The organism is Streptomyces alboflavus, assembly GCF_000716675.1.
In the GTDB taxonomy this organism is placed as follows: domain Bacteria; phylum Actinomycetota; class Actinomycetes; order Streptomycetales; family Streptomycetaceae; genus Streptomyces; species Streptomyces alboflavus.
In genome coordinates this window covers 159391-179009 of record NZ_JNXT01000006.1, presented here as the reverse complement: position 1 = coordinate 179009, position 19619 = coordinate 159391, and the positions used below count along the sequence as shown (strand labels likewise).

Below are 19619 nucleotides of genomic sequence, written 5' to 3'. Positions count from 1 at the left end.
ACGGCGGGGCAGCCGGTGAAGAAGAGGTGTCCACATCGTGGAATACCGGTAGCGGCGTCACACCTCCTTCACATAGAAAACCGGCATGTTCTGGGTCCCGCTGCTGCTTCTCGCCTGTGCTCTCGCCGCACTGTCCTGCGGCCGGCTCTGCGTGGCCGCGGTGCGCGCCGCCGCCAGTGAGGCGCGCGGGGCGCACGAGGGCCGGCATCTGACGCTGTACGAGGCGGCGTTCCTGTCGGGCGGACCCGGGCGGGTCGTCGACGTGGCGCTCCTCTCCATGGCGCGGGGGCGGCGCCTGCTGCTCGCGCACACGGGGTGGGCGACGGTGGTGGATCCGGTGGCGGGGGACGACCTGGAGCGGTCGGTGCTCGGGGCTATCGGTCCGGCCGGGCAGTCGCGGATCGCGCCGGTGCGCACGGCCGCGGCGGCCGGGGACGGGGTGCGGGCGCTCGCGGACCGCCTGGTCGCGGCGGGTCTCGCGGTGCCGGACGGCATGTGGTCGGGGATCGCGGGCGCGGCGCGGCAGGTACGGGCGGCCGCGGTCGCCGTGGTCGTCCTCGGCGCGTGCGCGACGCTGCTTCCGGTCGAGGGGCGCGAGGGGGAGCTGCCGGTCGCGGTGTGGTTCGCGCTGCCGTTCTTCCTCACGGTGAGCTGTCTGGCCATAGCTCGCTTCGAGGTGCCGACCACGCGCTGGGCCTCCCCGGCGGGGCGGCGGCTGCTCGGCGCGCTGCCCTCGCGGGACGACCTGACGTCGGTGGCCGTGCGGGGTCTGCGGGCGCTGGAGGACCCCGCCCTGCGGGCCGCGCTCTCGCACCGGGACCCGAACCTCGACGGGTACCGCGAGACCCGGCCGTAGGTCCCGCGCGGGCGGCCAGGGGGCCATTGGGGCGCGACTCGCGACGCCCCCGGGCCGGTGCTGGACTTTGCCACTCTTCGAACTGAATATCCCTTTTGTTGTGATTTTGCGATTTACGCGATCACTTGGGCCCGCCCCGCGAAAGGGACACAGAACAGCGATGAGAGCACCAGCAACAGCCGCCGCCCGGTACAGAGCCGCCAGAACCGTCGGAACCATCGGCTCCCTCGTCCTGACCGCCCTCGCCGCGGCCCCCGCGAGCAGCGCCGCCACCGCCTCCTTCCCCGGTGTCCCCGGCGCCCCCGGCGCCCCCGCCACCCCCTCCCCCGAGACCCTCGGCACCGCGCTCGCCGCCCAGCGCGCCCAGACCACCGGCATCGACTTCGGCGCCTGCCCGCAGGTGGAGAACCTGCCGCCGTCCGTGGAGTGCGGCACGGTCACCGTCCCCCTCGACTACGCCCACCCCGACGGCAAGCAGATCCGACTGACCGTCAGCCGCGTCGAGGCCACCGGGAAGTCGGGGCGGGCCGTGGTGTCGCGGCAGGGCGCGCTGGTCTTCAACCCGGGCGGCCCGGGCGCGTCCGGCATGTACTTCCCGATGGTCGGCCCGATGCCGGAGTGGAAGCGCGTCGCGGCGGCGTACGACCTCGTCGGCTACGCGCCGCGCGGCGTCGGCCGCTCCGCGCCGCTGTCCTGCCAGGACCCGAAGCAGTTCACCAAGGCGCCCACCAACTCGCCGACGCACCCCGACGCCTCGTACAAGGCGGAGCGGATCGCCCAGGCGAAGGCGTACGCGCGCGGCTGCGCCCGGAACGCGGGCCCGGACCTGCGCCACTACACCACCCTGAACAACGCCCGTGACCTGGACGTCCTGCGCGCCGCGCTCGGCGAGCGGAAGCTGACGTTCATGGGCGCCTCGTACGGCACCTACATCGGCTCCGTCTACGCCACGCTGTTCCCCGGCCATGTGCGCCGCATGGTCTTCGACTCGGCGGTCAACCCGGCCCCGGACCAGATCTGGTACGCCAACAACCTCGACCAGTCCTTCGCCTTCGAGCGCCGCTGGGCGGACTTCCGCACCTGGGTCGCCAAGCACCACAAGGCGTACGGCCTCGGCACGACCCCGCAGGAGGTGCAGCGCTCCTACGAGAGCGTCCGCGCCGAGCTGACGCACAAGCCCGCCGGCGGCAAGGTCGGATCCTCGCAGCTGCGGGCGGCGTTCCTGCGGGCCGCGTACTACGACGACTACTGGCCGATGCGGGCGACGGCCCTGTCGCAGTACCTGAAGGGCAACCCGAAGCCGCTGATCCAGCAGGCCGCGCCGCACCCGGCGGCGGCCGCCGAGGACGAGAACGGCAACGCCGTCTACACGGCCGTCGAGTGCAACGACGCGGCCTGGCCCACCGACTTCCCCACCTGGGACCGCGACAACTCCGCCCTCGCGCGCCTCGCCCCGTTCGAGACCTGGGACAACGCCTGGATGAACCTGCCGTGCGCCTACTGGCCCGAGCCGCGCCAGCGGGCCCTCGACGTGCGCACCGCCCCGGGCGCCCTGCCGCCGACCCTGATCCTGGCCGCCGAGCGGGACGCGGCGACGCCGTACGAGGGCGCTCTCGAACTGCACCACAGGCTCGCGGGTTCGGTCCTGGTGACCGAGAAGGACGCGGGCACGCACGGCATCGCGGGCGGCCCGAACGCGTGCGTCAACGGCCACGTGGAGGCGTATCTCCTGGAGGGCGAACTCCCGGCGCGACGCGCGTCGTGCGCGCCGCACCCGGAGCCGAAGCCGCTGTCGGGGGCGCGGGCCGCGGAACTCCCCAAGCCGCTGTAGAGCGCCCGAAGGGGCGCGGGGCCGTATCCCTGTGCGGCTCCGCCGCGCGGGCGCGCCCAGCCACAACGGACCCGCGGGTCACCGGACTCAGAGCATGCCGAGCCTCTCCAGCGGGAAGGGCGACTGCGCCAGAGGCCGCACCGCCAGCCGGGTCAGCGGCAAGACGTTGTCGTCGCCCGCGGTGCGGTTCGCGTGCAGGACGCCGCAATGGGTGCAGCGGTGGACGAGAACCCACTCGCCGTCTCCTCTGACGGATATGGCGAGGGGTTCCATCCTGGCTCCGCAGTCCGCCGCCCGGTCGCCGGGGGTGTCGTCGAGGTGACGGCTCCAGAGGCAGTTCGGACAGTGGTTGCGGTGGTCGGTGCCGGGTGCGGTCATCGAGACGTCGAGGCCGCAGTGGAGGCAGCGGAAGGACTGGGCGCGTGCTTCAGTGCGCGCCCGTCGGGAGGTGTTGCGTGACCTCTGAGACATGGGAGAGAGGACTCCTGAGCGATGCGGAATGGGGTGAAGTCGAGAGATTCCGCAGGGCCCTGGGCATACAACACCGGCTTTCTGTCCACGCACGAGAGGCCGGGCCCCAGTCGGCCCGACCTCTCGATGAAACCCGTGCCGCGCGGGCGCGGCAACCGAATTACCGGCTACGCCAGACCCGCCACCAGGTCCGCCACGGACTTGCGGCGGCCGGTGTAGAACGGGACCTCCTCGCGGACGTGCATGCGGGCCTCGGAGGCGCGCAGGTGCCGCATCAGGTCGACGATGCGGTACAGCTCGTCCGCCTCGAAGGCGAGCAGCCATTCGTAGTCGCCGAGGGAGAACGAGGCGACCGTGTTGGCGCGCACGTCGGGGTAGCCGCGGGCCATCATGCCGTGGTCCTTGAGCATGCGGCGGCGGTCCTCGTCGGGCAGCAGGTACCAGTCGTAGGAGCGCACGAAGGGGTACACCGAGACGTAGTCGCGGGGCGTCTCGTCGGCGAGGAACGCCGGGATGTGCGACTTGTTGAACTCGGCGGGGCGGTGCAGCGCCATGTTCGACCAGACCGGCTCCAGGGCGCGGCCGAGCTTGGTGCGCCGGAAGAGGTTGTACGCCTCCTGGAGCTCGTCGGCGGTCTCCGCGTGCCACCAGATCATGACGTCGGCGTCGGCGCGCAGGCCGGACACGTCGTAGGTGCCGCGGACGGTGATGTCCCGGGCAGCGAGCTTGTCGAACAGCTCCTGGACCTCGTCGGCGTACCCGAGGCGGCTCTCGGGCAGGACGTCGCGCAGTTTGAAGACGGACCACAGGGTGTAGCGGATGACCTCGTTGAGGTCCTTGGCCTTCTTGCCGGCGTTCGGGATCTTGGCGGGGGCGTCGTCACTCATGCGGCTATTCTCCCGCGCCGCCGTGCAGGCTCTGCACCGGGTTGGCGGTGAGCTCGCGCACGGCGGAAAGGTCCCCGGTGAGCTGGTCGACGGCCGCGTTCGCGCTGGCGACGCAGGCGGGGATCCCCACTCCGTCGTACGCCGCTCCGCAGACCACGAGGCCCGGCATCCGCCCCACGTGCTCGCGGACGCGGGCCACGCGCGCGTGGTGGCCGACGGGGTACTGCGGCAGGCCGCTGTCCCAGCGTGTGACGGCCGAGGCGACGGGCGCCGCGTCCAGGCCGGTGGCGGCGCGCAGGTCCCCGCGGGAGATGCCCACCAGTTCGTCGTCCGGGCGGCCCAGGTCCTTCTCGTCCCCGTACCGCCCGACGGACGTGCGCAGCACGAACAGGTCCGGGTCCTGCGCCGCGATCCACCCCCACTTCTGGCTCGCGAACGTCGACGCCTTGATGGTGCGCCCGTCCACGGGCGGCACCAGGAACCCGCTCCCGTCGGGCAGCGCGCCCACGTCGGCCCGGCGGTAGGCGAGGGTGATCAGGGCCATGGAGGCGTACTCGACGGCGCGCAGCTCGGCCGCGGCCCCGGGGACGTCGTGCTCCAGGAGGCGGGCGGCGTGCGGAGCGGGCACGGCGAGGACGACGGCGTCGGCCTCCAGGTCCCAGTCGTCGACGTACACCTCCCAGCCGCCCTCGACCCGGCGCAGCCCGTGGGCCGCGCACTTCAGGAGGATCTCGCCGCCCCGGGCCCGCACCGACTCCGCGACGGCGAGGGGCAGTCGGCCGACGCCGCCGTCGATGCCCATGAAGACGGGTCCGGGCTGCTGGTTCCCCGCGGCCCGCGCCTGGAGGTCGCGGACGCCCTCGGTGAGGGAGGTGTGGGTGCGGGCGGCCTCGAAGAGCTGCGGGACGGCGGAGCGCATCGAGATGCGGTACGCGTCCCCGGCGTACACCCCGCCGAGCAGCGGCTCCACGAGCCGGTCCACGACCTCGCGGCCGACCCGCCGGGCGACGTACTCCCCGACAGCGATGTCGTCACCGACCTCGGTGGGCGGCAGCTCGCGGTCCCGCTCGATGCGGCGCAGGCCCTCGTCGGAGAGCACTCCGGCGACGGCGGAGGCATCACCGGGCACGCCCATCACGTGCCCCTTGGGCATGGGGCGCAGCGCCCCGCGGGTCCAGATCGCGGCACTCGCCGTCGCCGGCGCCTGAAGCCGGTCGCCGAGCCCGACCTCACGGGCAAGCCCGACCGCCTCCGGCCTGCGCGCCAGCATCGACTCGGCCCCGAGGTCGACACGCACACCCGCGATCTCCCCCGCCCGCACCTTCCCGCCGAGCCGGTCGGAGGCCTCCAGAACGGTGACGCGCGCCCCCGCGTCCAGAAGCCGATGAGCGGCGGCGAGCCCCGCGATGCCACCACCGATGACGACGACGTGCCCGAGCCCACCGGGAGGACCACCGGGGGAAGTAGGGGCAGAAGGTTCCTGGCTCGTCCGTGTGTCCGCTGCGCGCATGCCCCCACTCTCTCAGAGCAGCTCGGGACCGCTTCCTGGCACCCGCGCCCGCCCCTTTCACGCGCCCGCCCCCGTCCGGTCCGGGCCCCCGCGCGCACTTCCGGACGAGTCCCCTCCGTGACCGCGCCGGGACCTCATCGGGACCACACGGACCGAACACCGCGACCGGTCCCGGCGTCGTAGGAGCACACTCACCACGACCTCGGGGGTACGTCGATGCACACGTCAAGGGCGTCAGGGCCGTCAGGGCCATCCGGTACGGGCGTGCGGCCCGCGCCCGCCGACACGCCACCGGCTCCGGGCGCGTCGGTGCCCCTCGGCCGGGCGCGGCGGGGGCCGCTCGGCGGGCTCGCCGCGCTGCTCCTCGCGGTGACGCTCGCGCTCGCGGGGTGCGGTGCGAGCGGTGACGACGACGGCGACAAGAGCAGCGGCTCCGGCGGTGACCGGGCCGCGGGGGCGCAGGCCAGTCAGGGGCCCGGCGACGACAGCGCCGCCCTGCGGGACGAGGGCGGGGCGGACGGCGACCGGGCCGAGGGCGGGAAGAAGCGCGCGGGCGGCGACGCCAGGAACCCGTCCGGGCCGCTGCGTCCCGCCGACACCCACGTCATCCGCACTGCGTCGCTGACCGTACGCGTCAAGGACGTACCGAAGGCCCTGGAGCGGGCGCGGACCGCGGCCGAGGGCGCGGGCGGTCTGGTCGGCGACGAGTCCACCGACCGCGACCGGCGCGGCCACGACCGCTCCCGCGTCGTCCTGCGCGTCCCGCAGGACCGCTACGAGCAGGTCCTCTCCGACCTCGCGGGCACGGGAAAGCTGATCAGCCGCAACGCCAAGGCCGAGGACGTCACCGAGGAGGTCGTGGACGTCGAGAGCCGGATCAGGACGCAGCGGGCGAGCGTGGCGCGGGTGCGGGCCCTGATGGACAAGGCCACGAAGATCAGTGACATCGTCTCACTGGAGGGCGAGTTGAGCGGTCGTCAGGCGGACCTGGAGGCGCTTCTCGCGCGGCAGTCCTCACTGAAGGACCGTACGACGATGGCCACCATCACGCTCACGCTGTCCGAGTCGCCGGAGACCGGTGCGGACAGCAAGGAGGACGAAGGACCGACGTTCGCGGGCGCGCTGTCCGGCGGCTGGGGCGCCTTCGTGACGATGCTGGGCTGGCTGGCGGTGGCCCTGGCGGCGGCCCTGCCGTTCGCGGCGGTCGCGGCGCTGCTGGTGCTGCTGTGGCTGCGGGTGGTGCGGCCGTGGACGGGGCGGCGGGCGGTTGCGGCGCCCGCGGGCGGCGCCGGGAGCGGCGGTCCAGGCGGCACGGGCGGCTCCGGCGGCAGCGGGTCGGGCGGCTCCGGCGCCTCCGGGGCGGGCGGTGCGAGCGGGCCGAACCCGCCGAAGCCGTCGGGGGGTTCCTGACCTGCGCGGGGTGGGGGCGGGGTCCCGGTGCCGTGCCGGGGGCGGCACCGGGACCCGAACTGCCCCCGCCCCGTAGCGTGTCCGCATGAGTGAACGACTGGTGGTCATCGGAGGGGACGCGGCCGGGATGTCGGCCGCGTCGCAGGCACGCAGACTGAAGTCGCCGCAGGAGCTGGAGATCGTCGCCTTCGAGCGGGGCAACTTCACCTCGTTCTCGGCGTGCGGGATCCCCTACTGGGTGGGCGGCGACGTCGCCGAGCGGGACGACCTGATCGCGCGGACGCCCGAGGAGCACCGGGAACGCTCCATCGACCTGCGGATGCGTACCGAGGTCGTCGAGATCGACGCGCGGGAGCGCCGGGTGCGCGCCCGGGACCTCGCCTCGGGCGCCGAGGAGTGGACCGCGTACGACAAACTCGTGATCGCCACCGGCGCCCGGCCGCTGCGCCCGGACCTGCCCGGCATCGACGCGCCGGGCGTGCACGGCGTGCAGACCCTGGACGACGGGCAGGCGCTCCTCGACACGCTCACCGGGACGCCGGGCCGCCGGGCCGTGGTGATCGGCGCGGGCTACATCGGCGTGGAGATGGCGGAGGCGCTGATCGGGCGGGGCTACGAGGTCACGGTGGTCAACCGCGGCAAGGAGCCGATGTCCACGCTCGACCCGGACATGGGCCGCCTGGTGCGCGAGGCGATGACCGGCATGGGCATCACGATGGTGAACGACGCCGAGGTCACCAAGATCCTCACGGCGGACGACGGCCGGGCCAGGGCCGTGGCCACCGAGGACCGCGAGTTCCCCGCGGACGTGGTGGTCCTGGGGATCGGCGTCCGTCCCGAGACCGCCCTCGCCCGCGCCGCCGGGCTGCCGCTCGGGGAGCACGGCGGGCTGCTCACCGACCTGGCGATGCGGGTGCGCGGGCCGGTCGCGGACGGGGCGATCTGGGCGGGCGGCGACTGCGTGGAGGTCCTCGACCTGGTCTCGGGCCGGGAGCGGCACATCGCGCTCGGCACGCACGCGAACAAGCACGGGCAGATCATCGGGTCGAACGTGGGCGGCGGGTACGCCACGTTCCCCGGCGTCGTCGGCACCGCCGTGAGCAAGGTCTGCGACCTGGAGATCGCCCGCACGGGCCTGCGGGAGAAGGACGCGCGGGCGGCGGGCCTGCAGTACGCGGCGGTGACCATCGAGTCGACGAGCCGGGCCGGTTACTACCCCGGGGCGGCCCTGATGACGGTGAAGATGCTGGCCGAGCGGCGCACGGGCCGGCTGCTCGGCGTCCAGATCGTGGGCCGTGAGGGCGCGGCCAAGCGGGTCGACGTGGCGGCCGTGGCGCTGACGGCGCGCATGACGGTGGAGCAGATGACGGCGCTCGACCTCGGGTACGCGCCCCCGTTCTCACCCGTGTGGGACCCGGTCCTGGTGGCGGCGCGCAAGGCGGTGTCGGCGGTGCGGGCGGGCGGGGCCTGAGGGACGGCGTCGGCGGCAGCGGCGGCACCGCCCTGCCGTTGGCGCGGTCCGCACCCTTGCGGCGGCGGGTTTCGGGGGCACGGCGGGACGGTGCGCGGCACGGCGGGGCGCGGGGCCTGATACCCACCGCGCACCGCTCCCCCGGAACGCGTCTGCCGTGCAGGTCAGAACGCGCTTTCCGGCATTCCGCCACGGCATTCGGCAAGCCCTGGGGCGTGGCCGATTCCCTTCATTGGTCCGGTCCACTGCAAAAAGCCGAACACGCCGGGCGCACGCCCCATACATGCAAGTGCCACGCACTACGGCGGCGAGGCAGCCCACACCCCGCTGAGCGGCCACGCCGTCCTCACCACCGGACACCCGACGGCACCACGCGCCTCCCCACGGGCCCCACGCGCCCCGCGCCGCACCCATCAGCGACTACCTGCTCTTTTCCGCCACTTTTCACAGAATCGGCACAGGTCTCACGGACGGGACGCACTATGTGACGCGTCAGAGCGGAACGAACACACACGGCAACATGCGTTCGGGTCGCTGGGGGGGGTGGAAGCCCTCGGGCGCGGGCTTGCCGGACCTCGGTCCGGTGGCCTTCACCGGGGCGCGCGAGCCGGATTCCCACCCGTCGGGGGGCGGGTGGGAGTCCGGCCGCGGAAGGAAGAGGGGGTTCTGTTGATGGGGGGGTTCCGTCCCGGGGCGAGGGGGGGCGTCGCGTGCGGCGTCGGGCTCCGGGACGGACGGGACCGCTGCTCCGGCCGCCGCCAGGAGGCGGCCGGGGCAGTCCCGACGACGATCAGGCGGTACGCGTGTGGACGTACTCCACGAGCCGGGTGAGGGCGTCGGGGTCGGTGCTGGGCAGGACGCCGTGGCCGAGGTTGAAGATGTGACCCTCGAGCCCGGCGGCCGCGGCGAGCACCTCGTCGGCCTTCGCCTCGACGGCCTCGCGGCTGGAGAAGAGGACGGCGGGGTCGATGTTGCCCTGGAGCGCCTTGCCGGGCCCGACGCGCCGGGCGGCCTCGTCGAGCGGCACGCGCCAGTCCACGCCGACCACGTCGGCCCCGGCCTCGCCGAGCAGGCCCAGCAGTTCACCCGTACCGACGCCGAAGTGGATGCGCGGCACGCCGTACCCCGCGACGGCCTCGAAGACCTTGGTGGACGCGGGCATCACGGAGCGGCGGTAGTCGGCGGGGGCGAGGGCGCCCACCCAGGAGTCGAAGAGCTGCACGGCGCTCGCGCCGGCCTCGATCTGCACCTTCAGGAAGGCGCCGGTGATCTCCGCGAGCCGGTCGAGCAGGTCGGCCCACAGCTGCGGGTCGCCGTACATCATGGCCTTGGTGTGCTCGTGGTTACGGCTCGGACCGCCCTCGACGAGGTAGCTCGCGAGGGTGAAAGGCGCACCGGCGAATCCGATGAGCGGCGTCTCGCCCAGCTCGCGCGTGAGCATCCCGATGGCCTCGGTGACGTAGGAGACGTCCTCGGGCGTGAGGTCCCGCAGCCGCGCGAGGTCGGCGCGGGAGCGGATCGGCTGCTCGACGACGGGCCCGACGCCCGGCTTGATGTCGAGGTCGATGCCGATGGCCTTGAGGGGGACGACGATGTCGCTGAAGTAGATCGCCGCGTCGACGCCGTGGCGGCGCACCGGCTGCAGCGTGATCTCGGTGACGAGCTCCGGCATCATGCAGGACTCCAGCATGGCCGTGCCCTCGCGCACCTTGCGGTACTCGGGCAGTGAGCGCCCGGCCTGCCGCATGAACCACACCGGCGTGTGCGGCACGGGCTCACGCCTGCACGCCTTCAGGAATGCGGAGTCGTACGTAGCTGCGTTTCGCCGGCCCGTGGCCTCGTCATTGACACTCACCCCCAAAGTCTCCCACGCGCCCAGAGCAACGAGAGGCCGGGCCGACGTCACCCCACCCAGCACGCGAGGACGAACCCACCCCAGCCCGTCCAGAACGCGAGCACGAGCCCATCTCAGCCCGTCCGGCGCTTGAGGACGAGCGCGCAAGCGCGACGGCCCCGCACCCCCACGGCGGGCCGGACAAAGACCCACACCCGGGAGGAGCCAGCCCGTCCGGCGCTTGAGGACAAGCGCGCAGCGCGGCAACCACCGACCACCCCGAGCCGGGGTCAAGGAGTGAGCAAAGCGCGCCCCGAGAGGGGCGCCTCCCTGCACGGAGGCGCCGTTCCCCTTAATCTTCCCCGCATGGCTGCGGCTCAAGAACAACGGTCGGACGACGCGGGCGAGATGGACGGCGCGCAGGGGGTGGTGGCGGACGCGGGTCCACCGCCGTTCCGTGCTGCCGTCGACGCGCTGCGCGGGGCACGGCTGCGGCCGCAGATCGAGGTCGAACAGACCCGGTCGCCGCAGCGGCTCGCCCCGTACGCGTACGCGCTGGAGGCGGCCGTCGTCGACGGCGAGGAGGACCTGGCGGACGGCAGACTCGTGCTGCTGCACGACCCGGACGGGCACGACGCCTGGCAGGGGACGTTCCGGCTCGTGACGCTGGTGCGGGCGGAGCTGGAGCCGGAGATGGCGGCGGACCCGCTGCTTCCGGAGGTGTGCTGGACCTGGCTGACGGGTGCGCTCGCCGCCCGGGGCCTGGCGTGCGGGGAGCCGAGCGGGACGGTGACGCGGGCGGGCTCGCACTACTTCGGCGGGCTCGCCGAGCGCCCGCCCGCCTCCCAGATCGAGATCCGCGCGTCCTGGACGCCGCGCGAGTCGACCGCCGGGGTGCCGGACACGGCGGCGCACCTGGCGGCGTGGTGCGACCTGCTGTGCCAGATCGCGGGACTGCCGCCGGTCGCGGCGGCCGACGGCTCGGTGGTGTCGCTGCCGCAGCGGCGGGGACCCCGTTCCACCTGAGGGCGCGGCACGGCGGTGCCCCCGGCGGTCACGACGGTGCCGCCGGGGGCACCGTCACGACGGCGCCCCGGGGGCACGGCGATGACCCCCGGCGTTGACGCGGCCTGGGGTCGAGCGCGGGCGACGGGAACGGCACGCCTGGTGAGAGGGGTTGATCGTCGGATGATCGATCACGTGTCCGAATCGCCCGAATTTGTTACTCACCAAATCGTGATCATCCCCTAAAGGCGGGTGCCATTGGTGCCGAAGAGGTCTGTGACCTTGAAACGTACGGTTCGTCCCGGCTTCATCCCCGAGCCGGTCCCGACCCGCCACCCCAGGAGGCCTGGTGTCCGTTCTCCTCGAGCAGCCCGCAAGCCTGGTCGCCTACCGCCCGAACAAGCCGACCGCCATGGTCGTCGTGGCCGACCCCCGCGTCCGCTCCACCGTGACCCGCCACCTGTGGGCCCTCGGTGTACGTGACGTCATCGAGGCCTCGTCCATCGCGGAGGCTCGTCCCCGCATCGGCAACCCCCGCGACATCTGCGTCGCCGACGTCCACCTTCCCGACGGCTCCGGCCTGACCCTCCTGTCCGAGACCCGCGCCGCGGGCTGGCCCAACGGACTCGCGCTCTCCGCCGCCGACGACATCGGCGCCGTGCGCAACGCCCTCGCGGGCGGCGTCAAGGGCTACGTCGTCACCGGCACCCGTACCAACGTGGGTCTGCCCACCCGTCCCGGCGCCGCCCCCATCGGCTCCGCCGCCGCCCGTATGCACCGGCGCCCGCCGGGCACCCCGAGCCACCCGGGCGGCTACCGCGAGCTGTCGGGCCGCGAGGTGGAGGTTCTCCGCCTGGTGGCCGAGGGGCAGTCCAACAAGGCCATCGGCGTCTCGATGGGCCTGTCCGCACTGACCGTCAAGAGCCACCTCGCCCGCATCGCACGCAAGCTCGGCACCGGCGACCGGGCGGGCATGGTCGCGGTGGCCCTGCGCACGGGAATCATCCACTGACCGATTTACACCCCCCGGCCGCCCGTCGACGTAACGTTCCGTCGACGGGCGCCGTGCGTTCACAGATACCCTTGACAGGTGACCGACGCCCAAGAGACCGCAGCAGACAGTTCACTGCGAACCACCGGAGGCGCTCCTCCGGACGAAGGCGTCACAGGCGTCTCCGTCGAAGGGACTCCCACCCCGCTCCTCGAACCGCGCGACGGCATTCCGCCCGTCGTGGCCGACCCCGCGACGCTTGCGCAGGTCATCGCGGCATTTGCCGCCGGTACGGGACCGGTGGCCGTGGACGCCGAACGGGCGTCCGGCTACCGCTACGGCCAGCGCGCGTACCTGGTCCAGCTCCGCCGCGAGGGCGCGGGCACCGCGCTGATCGACCCCGTCGCCTGCCCCGACCTGTCCGGGCTCGGCGAGGCGCTCGCCGGCACGGAGTGGGTGCTGCACGCCGCCACCCAGGACCTGCCGTGCCTGCGGGAAATAGGCATGGTCCCGGCCGGCATCTTCGACACGGAGCTCGCCGGACGGCTCGCCGGATTCCCCCGGGTCGGGCTCGGCGCCATGGTCGAGAGCGTCCTCGGGTACGTCCTGGAGAAGGGCCACTCCGCCGTCGACTGGTCGACCCGCCCCCTCCCCGAGCCCTGGCTGCGGTACGCCGCGCTGGACGTGGAGCTGCTCGTCGACCTGCGGGACGCCCTGGAGAAGGAGCTGGACCGGCAGGGGAAGCTGGAGTGGGCCCGCGAGGAGTTCGACGCCATCGCCTCCGCGCCGCCCGCGCCGCCGCGCAAGGATCCCTGGCGGCGGACGTCCGGCATGCACAAGGTCCGTCGTCGGCGGCAGATGGCTGTCGTACGGGAACTGTGGGTGACCCGGGACCGGATCGCGCAGCGGCGTGACGTCTCGCCCGGCAAGGTGCTCAGCGACGGCGCGATCGTGGAGGCCGCGCTCGCCCTGCCCCCCAACGTGCACGCCCTCACCGCGCTGCCCGGCTTCGGGCACCGGATGGGGCGGCGGCAGCTTGAGCAGTGGCAGGCCGGGGTCGATCGCGCCCGGGCGCTGCCGGACGCCGAGCTGCCGCAGCCCGGGCAGGCAGTGGCGGGGCCGCCGCCGCCCCGCTCCTGGGCCGACCGGGACCCGGCCGCGGCCGCGCGGCTCTCCGCCGCGCGCGCCGCCGTCTCCGCGCTCGCCGAGCGTCTGAACATGCCCCAGGAGAACCTGATCACCCCCGACACGGTCCGCCGCGTCTGCTGGGAGCCCCCGTCCGACCTCACCCCCGACGCGGTCGCCGCGGCTCTCACCACCCACGGCGCCCGCCCCTGGCAAATCACCCAGGTAACCCCCACACTCACCAGGGCCCTCACGACCCCGGCCCCATAGCCCCGGCCAACCGGGCCAACCGGGCCAACCGGGCCAACCGGGCCAACCGGGCCAACCGGGCCACGATCGCTGACCCGGGCCACCAGCGCCCACCAGAGGCGCCCTCACCCACCGAGGGCGCCTCGCCCTTTGCCCGGGGGCGCCCTCCCCCGCCGCTGCGCGGCGGTCCTCCCCACCCACCCGCCCATCACCTTGCAGGCGGGCTTCAGCCCGACACCCCAGCCCACGTAACGGCCCGCGCCCACACCCTGGCAGCAGGTCGAGCGACAGCCCCGTCCCCACACCGTGACGACAGGCCGACCGACCGACACGCCCCGGCCACCGCACCCTGGCGGCGCCCCGCGCGCCGACTTCAGGCCGACCCACCGGGGATGGCAGCCACCACCACGCAGAGCGACAGGGACACGCGGCTTCGCGGCTTCGCGGCTACGCAGGGGGACGCACCGACAGCCCACCCGCGCCCATAGGCACACCGCCCACCGCAGACGGTGCACCTGGGACGGCAGTCACGGGTAGGCGGGTACCGACAGCCCACCCGCACCCATAAGCGCACCACCCACCGCAGACGGTGCGCCTGGGACGGCAGTGAACGGGTGGGCGGGCGGAGGCAGGGAGACGGCGAGGGGTGCCGGGGAGGGCAGACCCGGCACCCGGTCGACGCTCGCCGGGGGTGCGCCTGGGACGGCAGTCACGGGTGGGCGGGTGGGGAAGCGCCCCGCGGGGGGGGGGGGGGGGGGAGGCAGCAGGGTGGCGGGGCCAGGCTCAGCCGGCGCGCCCGGGGTGCCGCCGGGGCCGCGGTCGCCCGGGGCAAAGGGGCAAAGGGGCGGAGGGGTGGCAGGTGTGGGAGGAGGGACGCGGGGCGGAGATGTGGGGGTGGAGGTGGTCGTCCGGGGATGCGCACCGCATGTGATGTGTGCCTCCCCCGACCAGCCCTTGGCCTCATAGTTACCGACAAGTAGCATGGCAGCCGGAAGCGCGCCGCAGGCGCACCGCACCCTGGAGGAGAGCCATCGTGCCTCGTACCGTCAGGGACGTCGTCTTCGTCGACGGCGTCCGCACCCCGTTCGGCAAGGCGGGCCCCAAGGGCATTTACCACGAGACCCGCGCCGACGACCTCATCGTGAAGGCCATCCGGGAGCTGCTGCGCCGCAACCCGGCCCTGGACCCGGCCAAGATCGACGAGGTCGCGGTGGCCGCCACCACGCAGATCGGCGACCAGGGGCTCACGATCGGCCGCACGGCGGGCATCCTCGCGGGGCTCCCGCAGTCCGTGCCGGGCTACTCGATCGACCGCATGTGCGCGGGCGCGCTGACCGCCGTCACCACGACCGCGGGCTCCATCGCCTTCGGCGCGTACGACGCGGTGATCGCCGGTGGCGTCGAGCACATGGGCCGTCACCCCATGGGCGAGGGCGTCGACCCGAACCCCCGGTTCGTGAGCGAGAAGCTCGTCGACGAGTCCGCCCTGTTCATGGGCATGACCGCCGAGAACCTGCACGACCGCTACCCCTCCATCACCAAGCAGCGCGCCGACGAGTACGCCGTGCGCTCGCAGGAGAAGGCCGCCAAGGCGTACGCCAACGGCAAGATCCAGCAGGACCTGGTGCCGATCTCCGTACGCCGCACCAACGAGGAGGCGGGCGAGACCGGTTGGGGGCTCGCCACCCAGGACGAGCCGATGCGTCCGGGCACGACGCTGGAGAACCTGTCCGGCCTGAAGACGCCGTTCCGTACGCACGGCCGCGTCACCGCGGGCAACGCGGCGGGTCTCAACGACGGCGCCACCGCCTCGATCATCGCTTCCGAGGACTTCGCGCGGGAGAACGGTCTCCCGGTGAAGATGCGGCTGGTCTCGTACTCCTTCGCGGGAGTCGAGCCCGAGGTCATGGGCTACGGCCCGATCCCGGCGACCGAGAAGGCCCTCGCCCAGGCGGGCCTCTCCATCTCCGACATCGGCCTCTTCGAGATCAACGAGGCCTTCGCCGTGCAGGTGCTCGCCTTCCTGGAGCACTACGGCATCGCCGACGACGACGCCCGCGTCAACCAGTACGGCGGCGCCATCGCCTTCGGCCACCCGCTCGCCTCGTCCGGCGTGCGCCTGATGACGCAGCTGGCGCGGCAGTTCGAGGAGCAGCCCGAGGTCCGCTACGGCCTGACCACCATGTGCGTCGGCTTCGGCATGGGCGCCACGGTCATCTGGGAGAACCCGCACCACAAGGACGCCGGAGGCGACAAGTGAGCACCACCACCACTGAGCTGTTGAAGGGTGCGGCCGAGCTGTTCCCGGACGAGGTCGTGACGCAGGCTCACGTACGTCACCTCGACCTGCCCGCGGGCGCCGGGCGGTTCGCCCTCATCACCCTCGACAACGGCTTCGACCACACCAAGCCGACCACCTTCGGCCCGGGCTCGCTGGCGAACCTGAACGCCGCGATCGACCAGGTCGAGAAGGAGGCGGCCGAGGGCACGATCGTCGGTGTCGGCATCACCGGCAAGCCGTTCATCTTCGCCGTCGGCGCCGACCTCAAGGGCGTCGAGATACTGAAGCGGCACGAGGACGCGCTGGCCATCGGCAAGGGCGGCCACGACGTCTTCAAGCGGCTCGCGGGCCTCGCGGTGCCGACGTTCGCGTACTACAACGGCGCCGCCATGGGCGGTGGCGTCGAGGTCGGTCTGCACTGCGCGTACCGCACCGTCTCCAAGGCGCTGCCCGCGTTCTCGCTGCCCGAGGTCTTCCTGGGCCTCGTCCCGGGCTGGGGCGGCTGCACGCTGCTCCCGAACCTGATCGGTGCGGACCGCGCGGTTTCGGTCATCATCGAGAACTCGCTGAACCAGAACAAGCAGCTCAAGGGCAAGCAGGTCTTCGAACTCGGCATCGCGGACGCGCTGTTCGAGGGCGCCGACTTCCTGGAGCAGTCGCTGGTGTGGACGGCCTCCGTCCTCAACGGCACCGTCAAGGTAGAGCGCCCCGAGATCGACCGCGGCGAGGGCTGGGACGCGGCGGTCGCCCGCGGCCTCGCCATCGCCGACTCCAAGGTGCACGGCGCCGCCCCGGCCGCGTACCGCGCCCTGGAGATCGTCGCCGCCGCCAAGGACGGCGATCTGCAGAAGGGCTTCGACGCCGAGGACAAGGCGCTCGCCGATCTCATCATGGGCGGCGAACTCCGCAGCGGCATCTACGCGTTCAACCTGGTGCAGAAGCGCGGCAAGCGCCCCGCGGGCGCCCCGGACAAGAACCTGGCGCGCCCGGTCACCAAGGTCGGCGTCGTGGGCGCAGGCCTGATGGCCTCGCAGCTGGCGCTGCTCTTCCTGCGCCGCCTGGAGGTGCCGGTCGTCCTGACCGACATCGACCAGGAGCGCGTGGACAAGGGTGTGTCGTACGTCCACGGCGAGATCGACAAGCTCCTGCTGAAGGGGCGCGTCAACCAGGACAAGGCCAACCGTCTGAAGGCCCTGGTCACGGGTGTCCTGGACAAGGCCGAGGGCTTCGCCGACGCGGACTTCATCATCGAGGCCGTCTTCGAGGAGATCGGCGTCAAGCAGCAGGTGTTCGCCGAGGTGGAGGCGGTCGCCCCGGCGCACGCGATCCTCGCGACCAACACCTCCTCGCTGTCGGTGACGGAGATGGCCTCCAAGCTGAAGCACCCCGAGCGGGTCGTCGGCTTCCACTTCTTCAACCCGGTCGCGATCCTGCCGCTCCTGGAGATCGTGCGCGGCGAGCAGACCGACGACGCCTCGCTGGCCACGGCCTTCGGTGTCGCCAAGAAGCTGAAGAAGACCGCGGTGCTCGTGAAGGACGCCCCGGCGTTCGTCGTGAACCGCATCCTGACCCGCTTCATGGGCGAGATCCAGAACGTCATCGACGAGGGCACCCCGGTGCCGGTCGCCGAGAAGGCCGTCGAGCCGCTCGGCCTGCCGATGTCGCCGCTGGTCCTGCTTGAGCTGGTCGGCCCGGCCATCGGCCTGCACGTCTCGGAGACGCTGAACCGCGCCTTCCCGGACCGCTTCACGGTGTCGCCGAACCTGAAGGCCGTCGTCGAGGCCGGCAAGCGCGGCTTCTACGTGTACGACAGCGGCAAGCCGGAGCTCGACCCGGAGGTCGCCGCGCTCCTTACGCAGGGCGACTCCGTCCTGACCGAGGAGCAGGTGCGGGCCCGCGTGCTCGACGCCGTCGCCCAGGAGATCGGGCTCATGCTCGACGAGGGTGTCGTCGCCGAGGCGCAGGACGTCGACCTGTGCCTGATCACCGGCGCGGGCTGGCCCTTCCACCTGGGCGGGATCACGCCGTACCTGGACCGTGAGGGTGTCAGCGAGCGCGTGAACGGCAAGCGGTTCCTGGAGCAGGGGCTCGCGAGCGTCCCCGCGTAGCAGGGAAAGCCTCAGTGCCCGGTACGCCGTCCGGCGTGCCGGGCACTGCCGTGTCCGGGTCCGCTAAGCGGAGGCCGCCTGCTCCCACGCCTTGAGAGCGAGGCCCGGCTCGTCCTTCCTGTGGGTCAGCCGCAGCGCCCCGGTGCCGGGCACGAAGGTCGCCGCTATCACCCGGCCCGCGGCGTCGGTGGCGAGGGCGACCCGTGCGTCCACCGGCAGGGCGGGGCCCGACTCGGCCCACCAGGCGCCCGCCGACTCCAGCTCGGTCGGGTAGGCGGCGAAGGCGACGCGGCCGCTCTCGGCGCGCTGGGCCAGCAACGTGCAGTCGTGGCCGTCGAGTTCGCAGCGCATCGCCGAGACCGGGCCGGGGCCCGCGGCCGCGAGGAGGCGGGCAGGCTCGTCGGCCGCGGTGCCGCGCCAGGCGCGCAGCTCACCGTCGGCGTCCGTGAAGAACAGGGTGGTGCGTTCGGCGGAGGTGGCGAGGGCGCGCAGGGTGCCGGGGCGGGCCGTGACCGGCAGCGGCTCCTCGTCCAGGGCGGGGACGGCGCCCGGCGAGGCCTGGCGCCAGCGCAGGACGCTGTCCGCCGTGGCCGCGTACGCCGTGACCAGGCCGGACTCGCCCGTCACGACGGCAAGCGGGCCGCGCACCCCCTGGCCCTTGAGGTCGCGCCAGGGGCCCCAGCCGCCCTTCTCCTTCTGGCCGCGCATGCTGACGCCGCCGCCCCGGTTGGGCACGAACACATGGGCGCGGCCCTGGGCGTCGACGGTCACGGCGGGCGCGCCGGTGCTCTGCCCCTTCTTGTTGGGGTGGCCGAGGGGGTTCCAGTCGAGGGCGGTGAGGTGCGGCTGGAAGTGGGTGGAGTGCACGAGGCCGGACTCGCCGGAGACCGTGGGGCGCCATGACACCAGGTGGGTGTACGTGTCGGTGCCCTGGGAGACGGCGAGGACGGGGTGGACGCGCTGGTCGCCGCCGACGACGCGGGGCGCGGTCCAGGGCTCGCCCGGGTGGCGTTGGGTGCGGCAGACCACGGCGTCGCTCTCGCAGGCGTAGACGGCGAGCCTGCCGTCGCGTGCGCGTATGAGCCAGTCGCCGTTCACGGTCGGTGGGGTGGGGGCTGGGGGCATGCGGCGGTTTCCGTGGCCAGGGACGTCGGGTCACAGCAACTCTAATGGGCGAGGTGGGGGTGGGTGCACCCGGGCGTGCGAGGCTTGGCCGCATGGACACTGTGACCCTCGTCGTGGACGCCGCCAATGTGGTGGGCTCCGTGCCGGACGGATGGTGGCGGGACCGGCGGGGCGCGGCGGAGCGGCTGCGGGACCGTCTGGTGCCGCTCGCCGCGGCGGGCCTGCCCGAACTGCCCGGCCCTCTCGACGTGGTCCTCGTCGTGGAGGGCCGGGCCCGGGGCGTCGAGTCCGTCCCCGGTGTGCGCGTCGACTCGGCCCCCGGCAGCGGCGACGACCGCATCGTGGAGCTGGTCGCGGAGATCCCCGGGCCCTGCGTGGTGGTCACCGCGGACCGCGAACTGCGCCGCCGGGTGTCCGAGCTGGGAGCGGAGTGCGTGGGCCCGCGGACGGTCCGGAACTAACCCG

General features: G+C 73.4%; 15 protein-coding genes. 10 read left to right on the top strand and 5 right to left on the bottom strand.

Going from position 1 to position 19619, the window contains the following annotated elements; all coding sequences use genetic code 11:
* The first annotated feature begins 85 nt into the window (after positions 1–85).
* Positions 86–856: a TIGR04222 domain-containing membrane protein gene (locus OO63_RS07485; protein WP_030360275.1), complete on the top strand. Its 771-nt coding sequence runs from the start codon at positions 86–88 to the stop codon at positions 854–856.
* Positions 857–1016: 160 nt separating this feature from the next.
* Positions 1017–2687: an alpha/beta hydrolase gene (locus OO63_RS07480; RefSeq protein WP_030360274.1), complete on the top strand. Its 1671-nt coding sequence runs from the start codon at positions 1017–1019 to the stop codon at positions 2685–2687.
* Positions 2688–2774: 87 nt separating this feature from the next.
* On the opposite strand, the gene OO63_RS07475 is transcribed toward OO63_RS07480, so the two are convergent.
* The 3 genes from OO63_RS07475 to hemG all read right to left on the bottom strand — a co-directional run bounded on the left by OO63_RS07475 (position 2775) and on the right by hemG (position 5555).
* Complete coding sequence (locus OO63_RS07475; RefSeq protein ID WP_030360273.1) at positions 2775–3158, bottom strand: RNHCP domain-containing protein; 384 nt, start codon at positions 3156–3158, stop codon at positions 2775–2777.
* Positions 3159–3325: 167 nt separating this feature from the next.
* Positions 3326–4045 (bottom strand): hydrogen peroxide-dependent heme synthase, encoded by a 720-nt coding sequence (gene hemQ, locus OO63_RS07470; RefSeq protein WP_030360272.1) that lies wholly within the window; start codon positions 4043–4045, stop codon positions 3326–3328.
* Between the two features lie 4 nt (positions 4046–4049).
* Positions 4050–5555 (bottom strand): protoporphyrinogen oxidase, encoded by a 1506-nt coding sequence (gene hemG, locus OO63_RS07465; RefSeq protein ID WP_078618990.1) that lies wholly within the window; start codon positions 5553–5555, stop codon positions 4050–4052.
* Positions 5556–5912: 357 nt separating this feature from the next.
* Between hemG and OO63_RS07460 the strand changes: the two genes are divergently transcribed.
* Both OO63_RS07460 and OO63_RS07455 read left to right on the top strand, forming a co-directional pair.
* The gene (locus OO63_RS07460) at positions 5913–6965 is read left to right on the top strand and encodes a DUF4349 domain-containing protein (protein WP_078618998.1); all 1053 of its coding nucleotides are present in this window, start codon (positions 5913–5915) and stop codon (positions 6963–6965) included.
* Positions 6966–7050: 85 nt separating this feature from the next.
* On the top strand, positions 7051–8436 hold the full coding sequence (locus OO63_RS07455; protein WP_030360269.1) for an FAD-dependent oxidoreductase: 1386 nt from the start codon (positions 7051–7053) through the stop codon (positions 8434–8436).
* 790 nt (positions 8437–9226) lie between these two features.
* On the opposite strand, the gene hemE is transcribed toward OO63_RS07455, so the two are convergent.
* Positions 9227–10291, bottom strand: a complete 1065-nt coding sequence (gene hemE, locus OO63_RS07450; RefSeq protein WP_030360268.1) for a uroporphyrinogen decarboxylase — start codon at positions 10289–10291, stop codon at positions 9227–9229.
* A gap of 345 nt (positions 10292–10636) precedes the next feature.
* Here hemE and OO63_RS07445 point away from each other — a divergent pair, with 345 nt between their 5' ends.
* The 5 genes from OO63_RS07445 (at position 10637) to OO63_RS07425 (ending at position 18029) form a co-directional block, all read left to right on the top strand.
* Positions 10637–11296: a DUF3000 domain-containing protein gene (locus tag OO63_RS07445; RefSeq protein WP_063750376.1), complete on the top strand. Its 660-nt coding sequence runs from the start codon at positions 10637–10639 to the stop codon at positions 11294–11296.
* Positions 11297–11624: 328 nt separating this feature from the next.
* Positions 11625–12287 (top strand): response regulator transcription factor, encoded by a 663-nt coding sequence (locus OO63_RS07440; protein WP_016643199.1) that lies wholly within the window; start codon positions 11625–11627, stop codon positions 12285–12287.
* 78 nt (positions 12288–12365) lie between these two features.
* The gene (locus OO63_RS07435; protein ID WP_030360266.1) at positions 12366–13661 is read left to right on the top strand and encodes a ribonuclease D; all 1296 of its coding nucleotides are present in this window, start codon (positions 12366–12368) and stop codon (positions 13659–13661) included.
* 1012 nt (positions 13662–14673) lie between these two features.
* Positions 14674–15900 carry a thiolase family protein gene (locus tag OO63_RS07430; protein WP_030357203.1) on the top strand — a complete coding sequence of 409 codons (1227 nt, stop codon included), beginning with the start codon at positions 14674–14676 and terminating at the stop codon, positions 15898–15900.
* Positions 15897–18029, top strand: a complete 2133-nt coding sequence (locus tag OO63_RS07425) for a 3-hydroxyacyl-CoA dehydrogenase NAD-binding domain-containing protein (protein ID WP_030357204.1) — start codon at positions 15897–15899, stop codon at positions 18027–18029. The genes OO63_RS07430 and OO63_RS07425 overlap by 4 nt, the downstream gene beginning before the upstream one ends.
* Positions 18030–18092: 63 nt before the next feature.
* Here OO63_RS07425 and OO63_RS07420 read toward each other — a convergent pair whose 3' ends face one another.
* A complete protein-coding gene (locus OO63_RS07420; protein ID WP_030357205.1) occupies positions 18093–19127 on the bottom strand; it encodes a PLL family lectin in 1035 nt (344 codons plus the stop codon).
* Between the two features lie 119 nt (positions 19128–19246).
* Here OO63_RS07420 and OO63_RS07415 point away from each other — a divergent pair, with 119 nt between their 5' ends.
* Positions 19247–19615, top strand: coding sequence for a PIN domain-containing protein (locus tag OO63_RS07415; RefSeq protein ID WP_030357206.1), 369 nt, complete (start codon positions 19247–19249; stop codon positions 19613–19615).
* The last annotated feature ends 4 nt before the right edge of the window (positions 19616–19619 follow it).

Bases quoted from the DNA above. Each gene is read 5' to 3' on its own strand.
- OO63_RS07485 (WP_030360275.1), top strand. From the start codon at position 86: ATGTTCTGGGTCCCGCTGCTGCTTCTCGCCTGTGCTCTCGCCGCACTG.
- OO63_RS07480 (WP_030360274.1), top strand. From the start codon at position 1,017: ATGAGAGCACCAGCAACAGCCGCCGCCCGGTACAGAGCCGCCAGAACC.
- OO63_RS07475 (WP_030360273.1), bottom strand. From the start codon at position 3,158: ATGTCTCAGAGGTCACGCAACACCTCCCGACGGGCGCGCACTGAAGCA.
- hemQ (WP_030360272.1), bottom strand. From the start codon at position 4,045: ATGAGTGACGACGCCCCCGCCAAGATCCCGAACGCCGGCAAGAAGGCC.
- hemG (WP_078618990.1), bottom strand. From the start codon at position 5,555: ATGCGCGCAGCGGACACACGGACGAGCCAGGAACCTTCTGCCCCTACT.
- OO63_RS07455 (WP_030360269.1), top strand. From the start codon at position 7,051: ATGAGTGAACGACTGGTGGTCATCGGAGGGGACGCGGCCGGGATGTCG.
- OO63_RS07445 (WP_063750376.1), top strand. From the start codon at position 10,637: ATGGCTGCGGCTCAAGAACAACGGTCGGACGACGCGGGCGAGATGGAC.
- OO63_RS07415 (WP_030357206.1), top strand. From the start codon at position 19,247: ATGGACACTGTGACCCTCGTCGTGGACGCCGCCAATGTGGTGGGCTCC.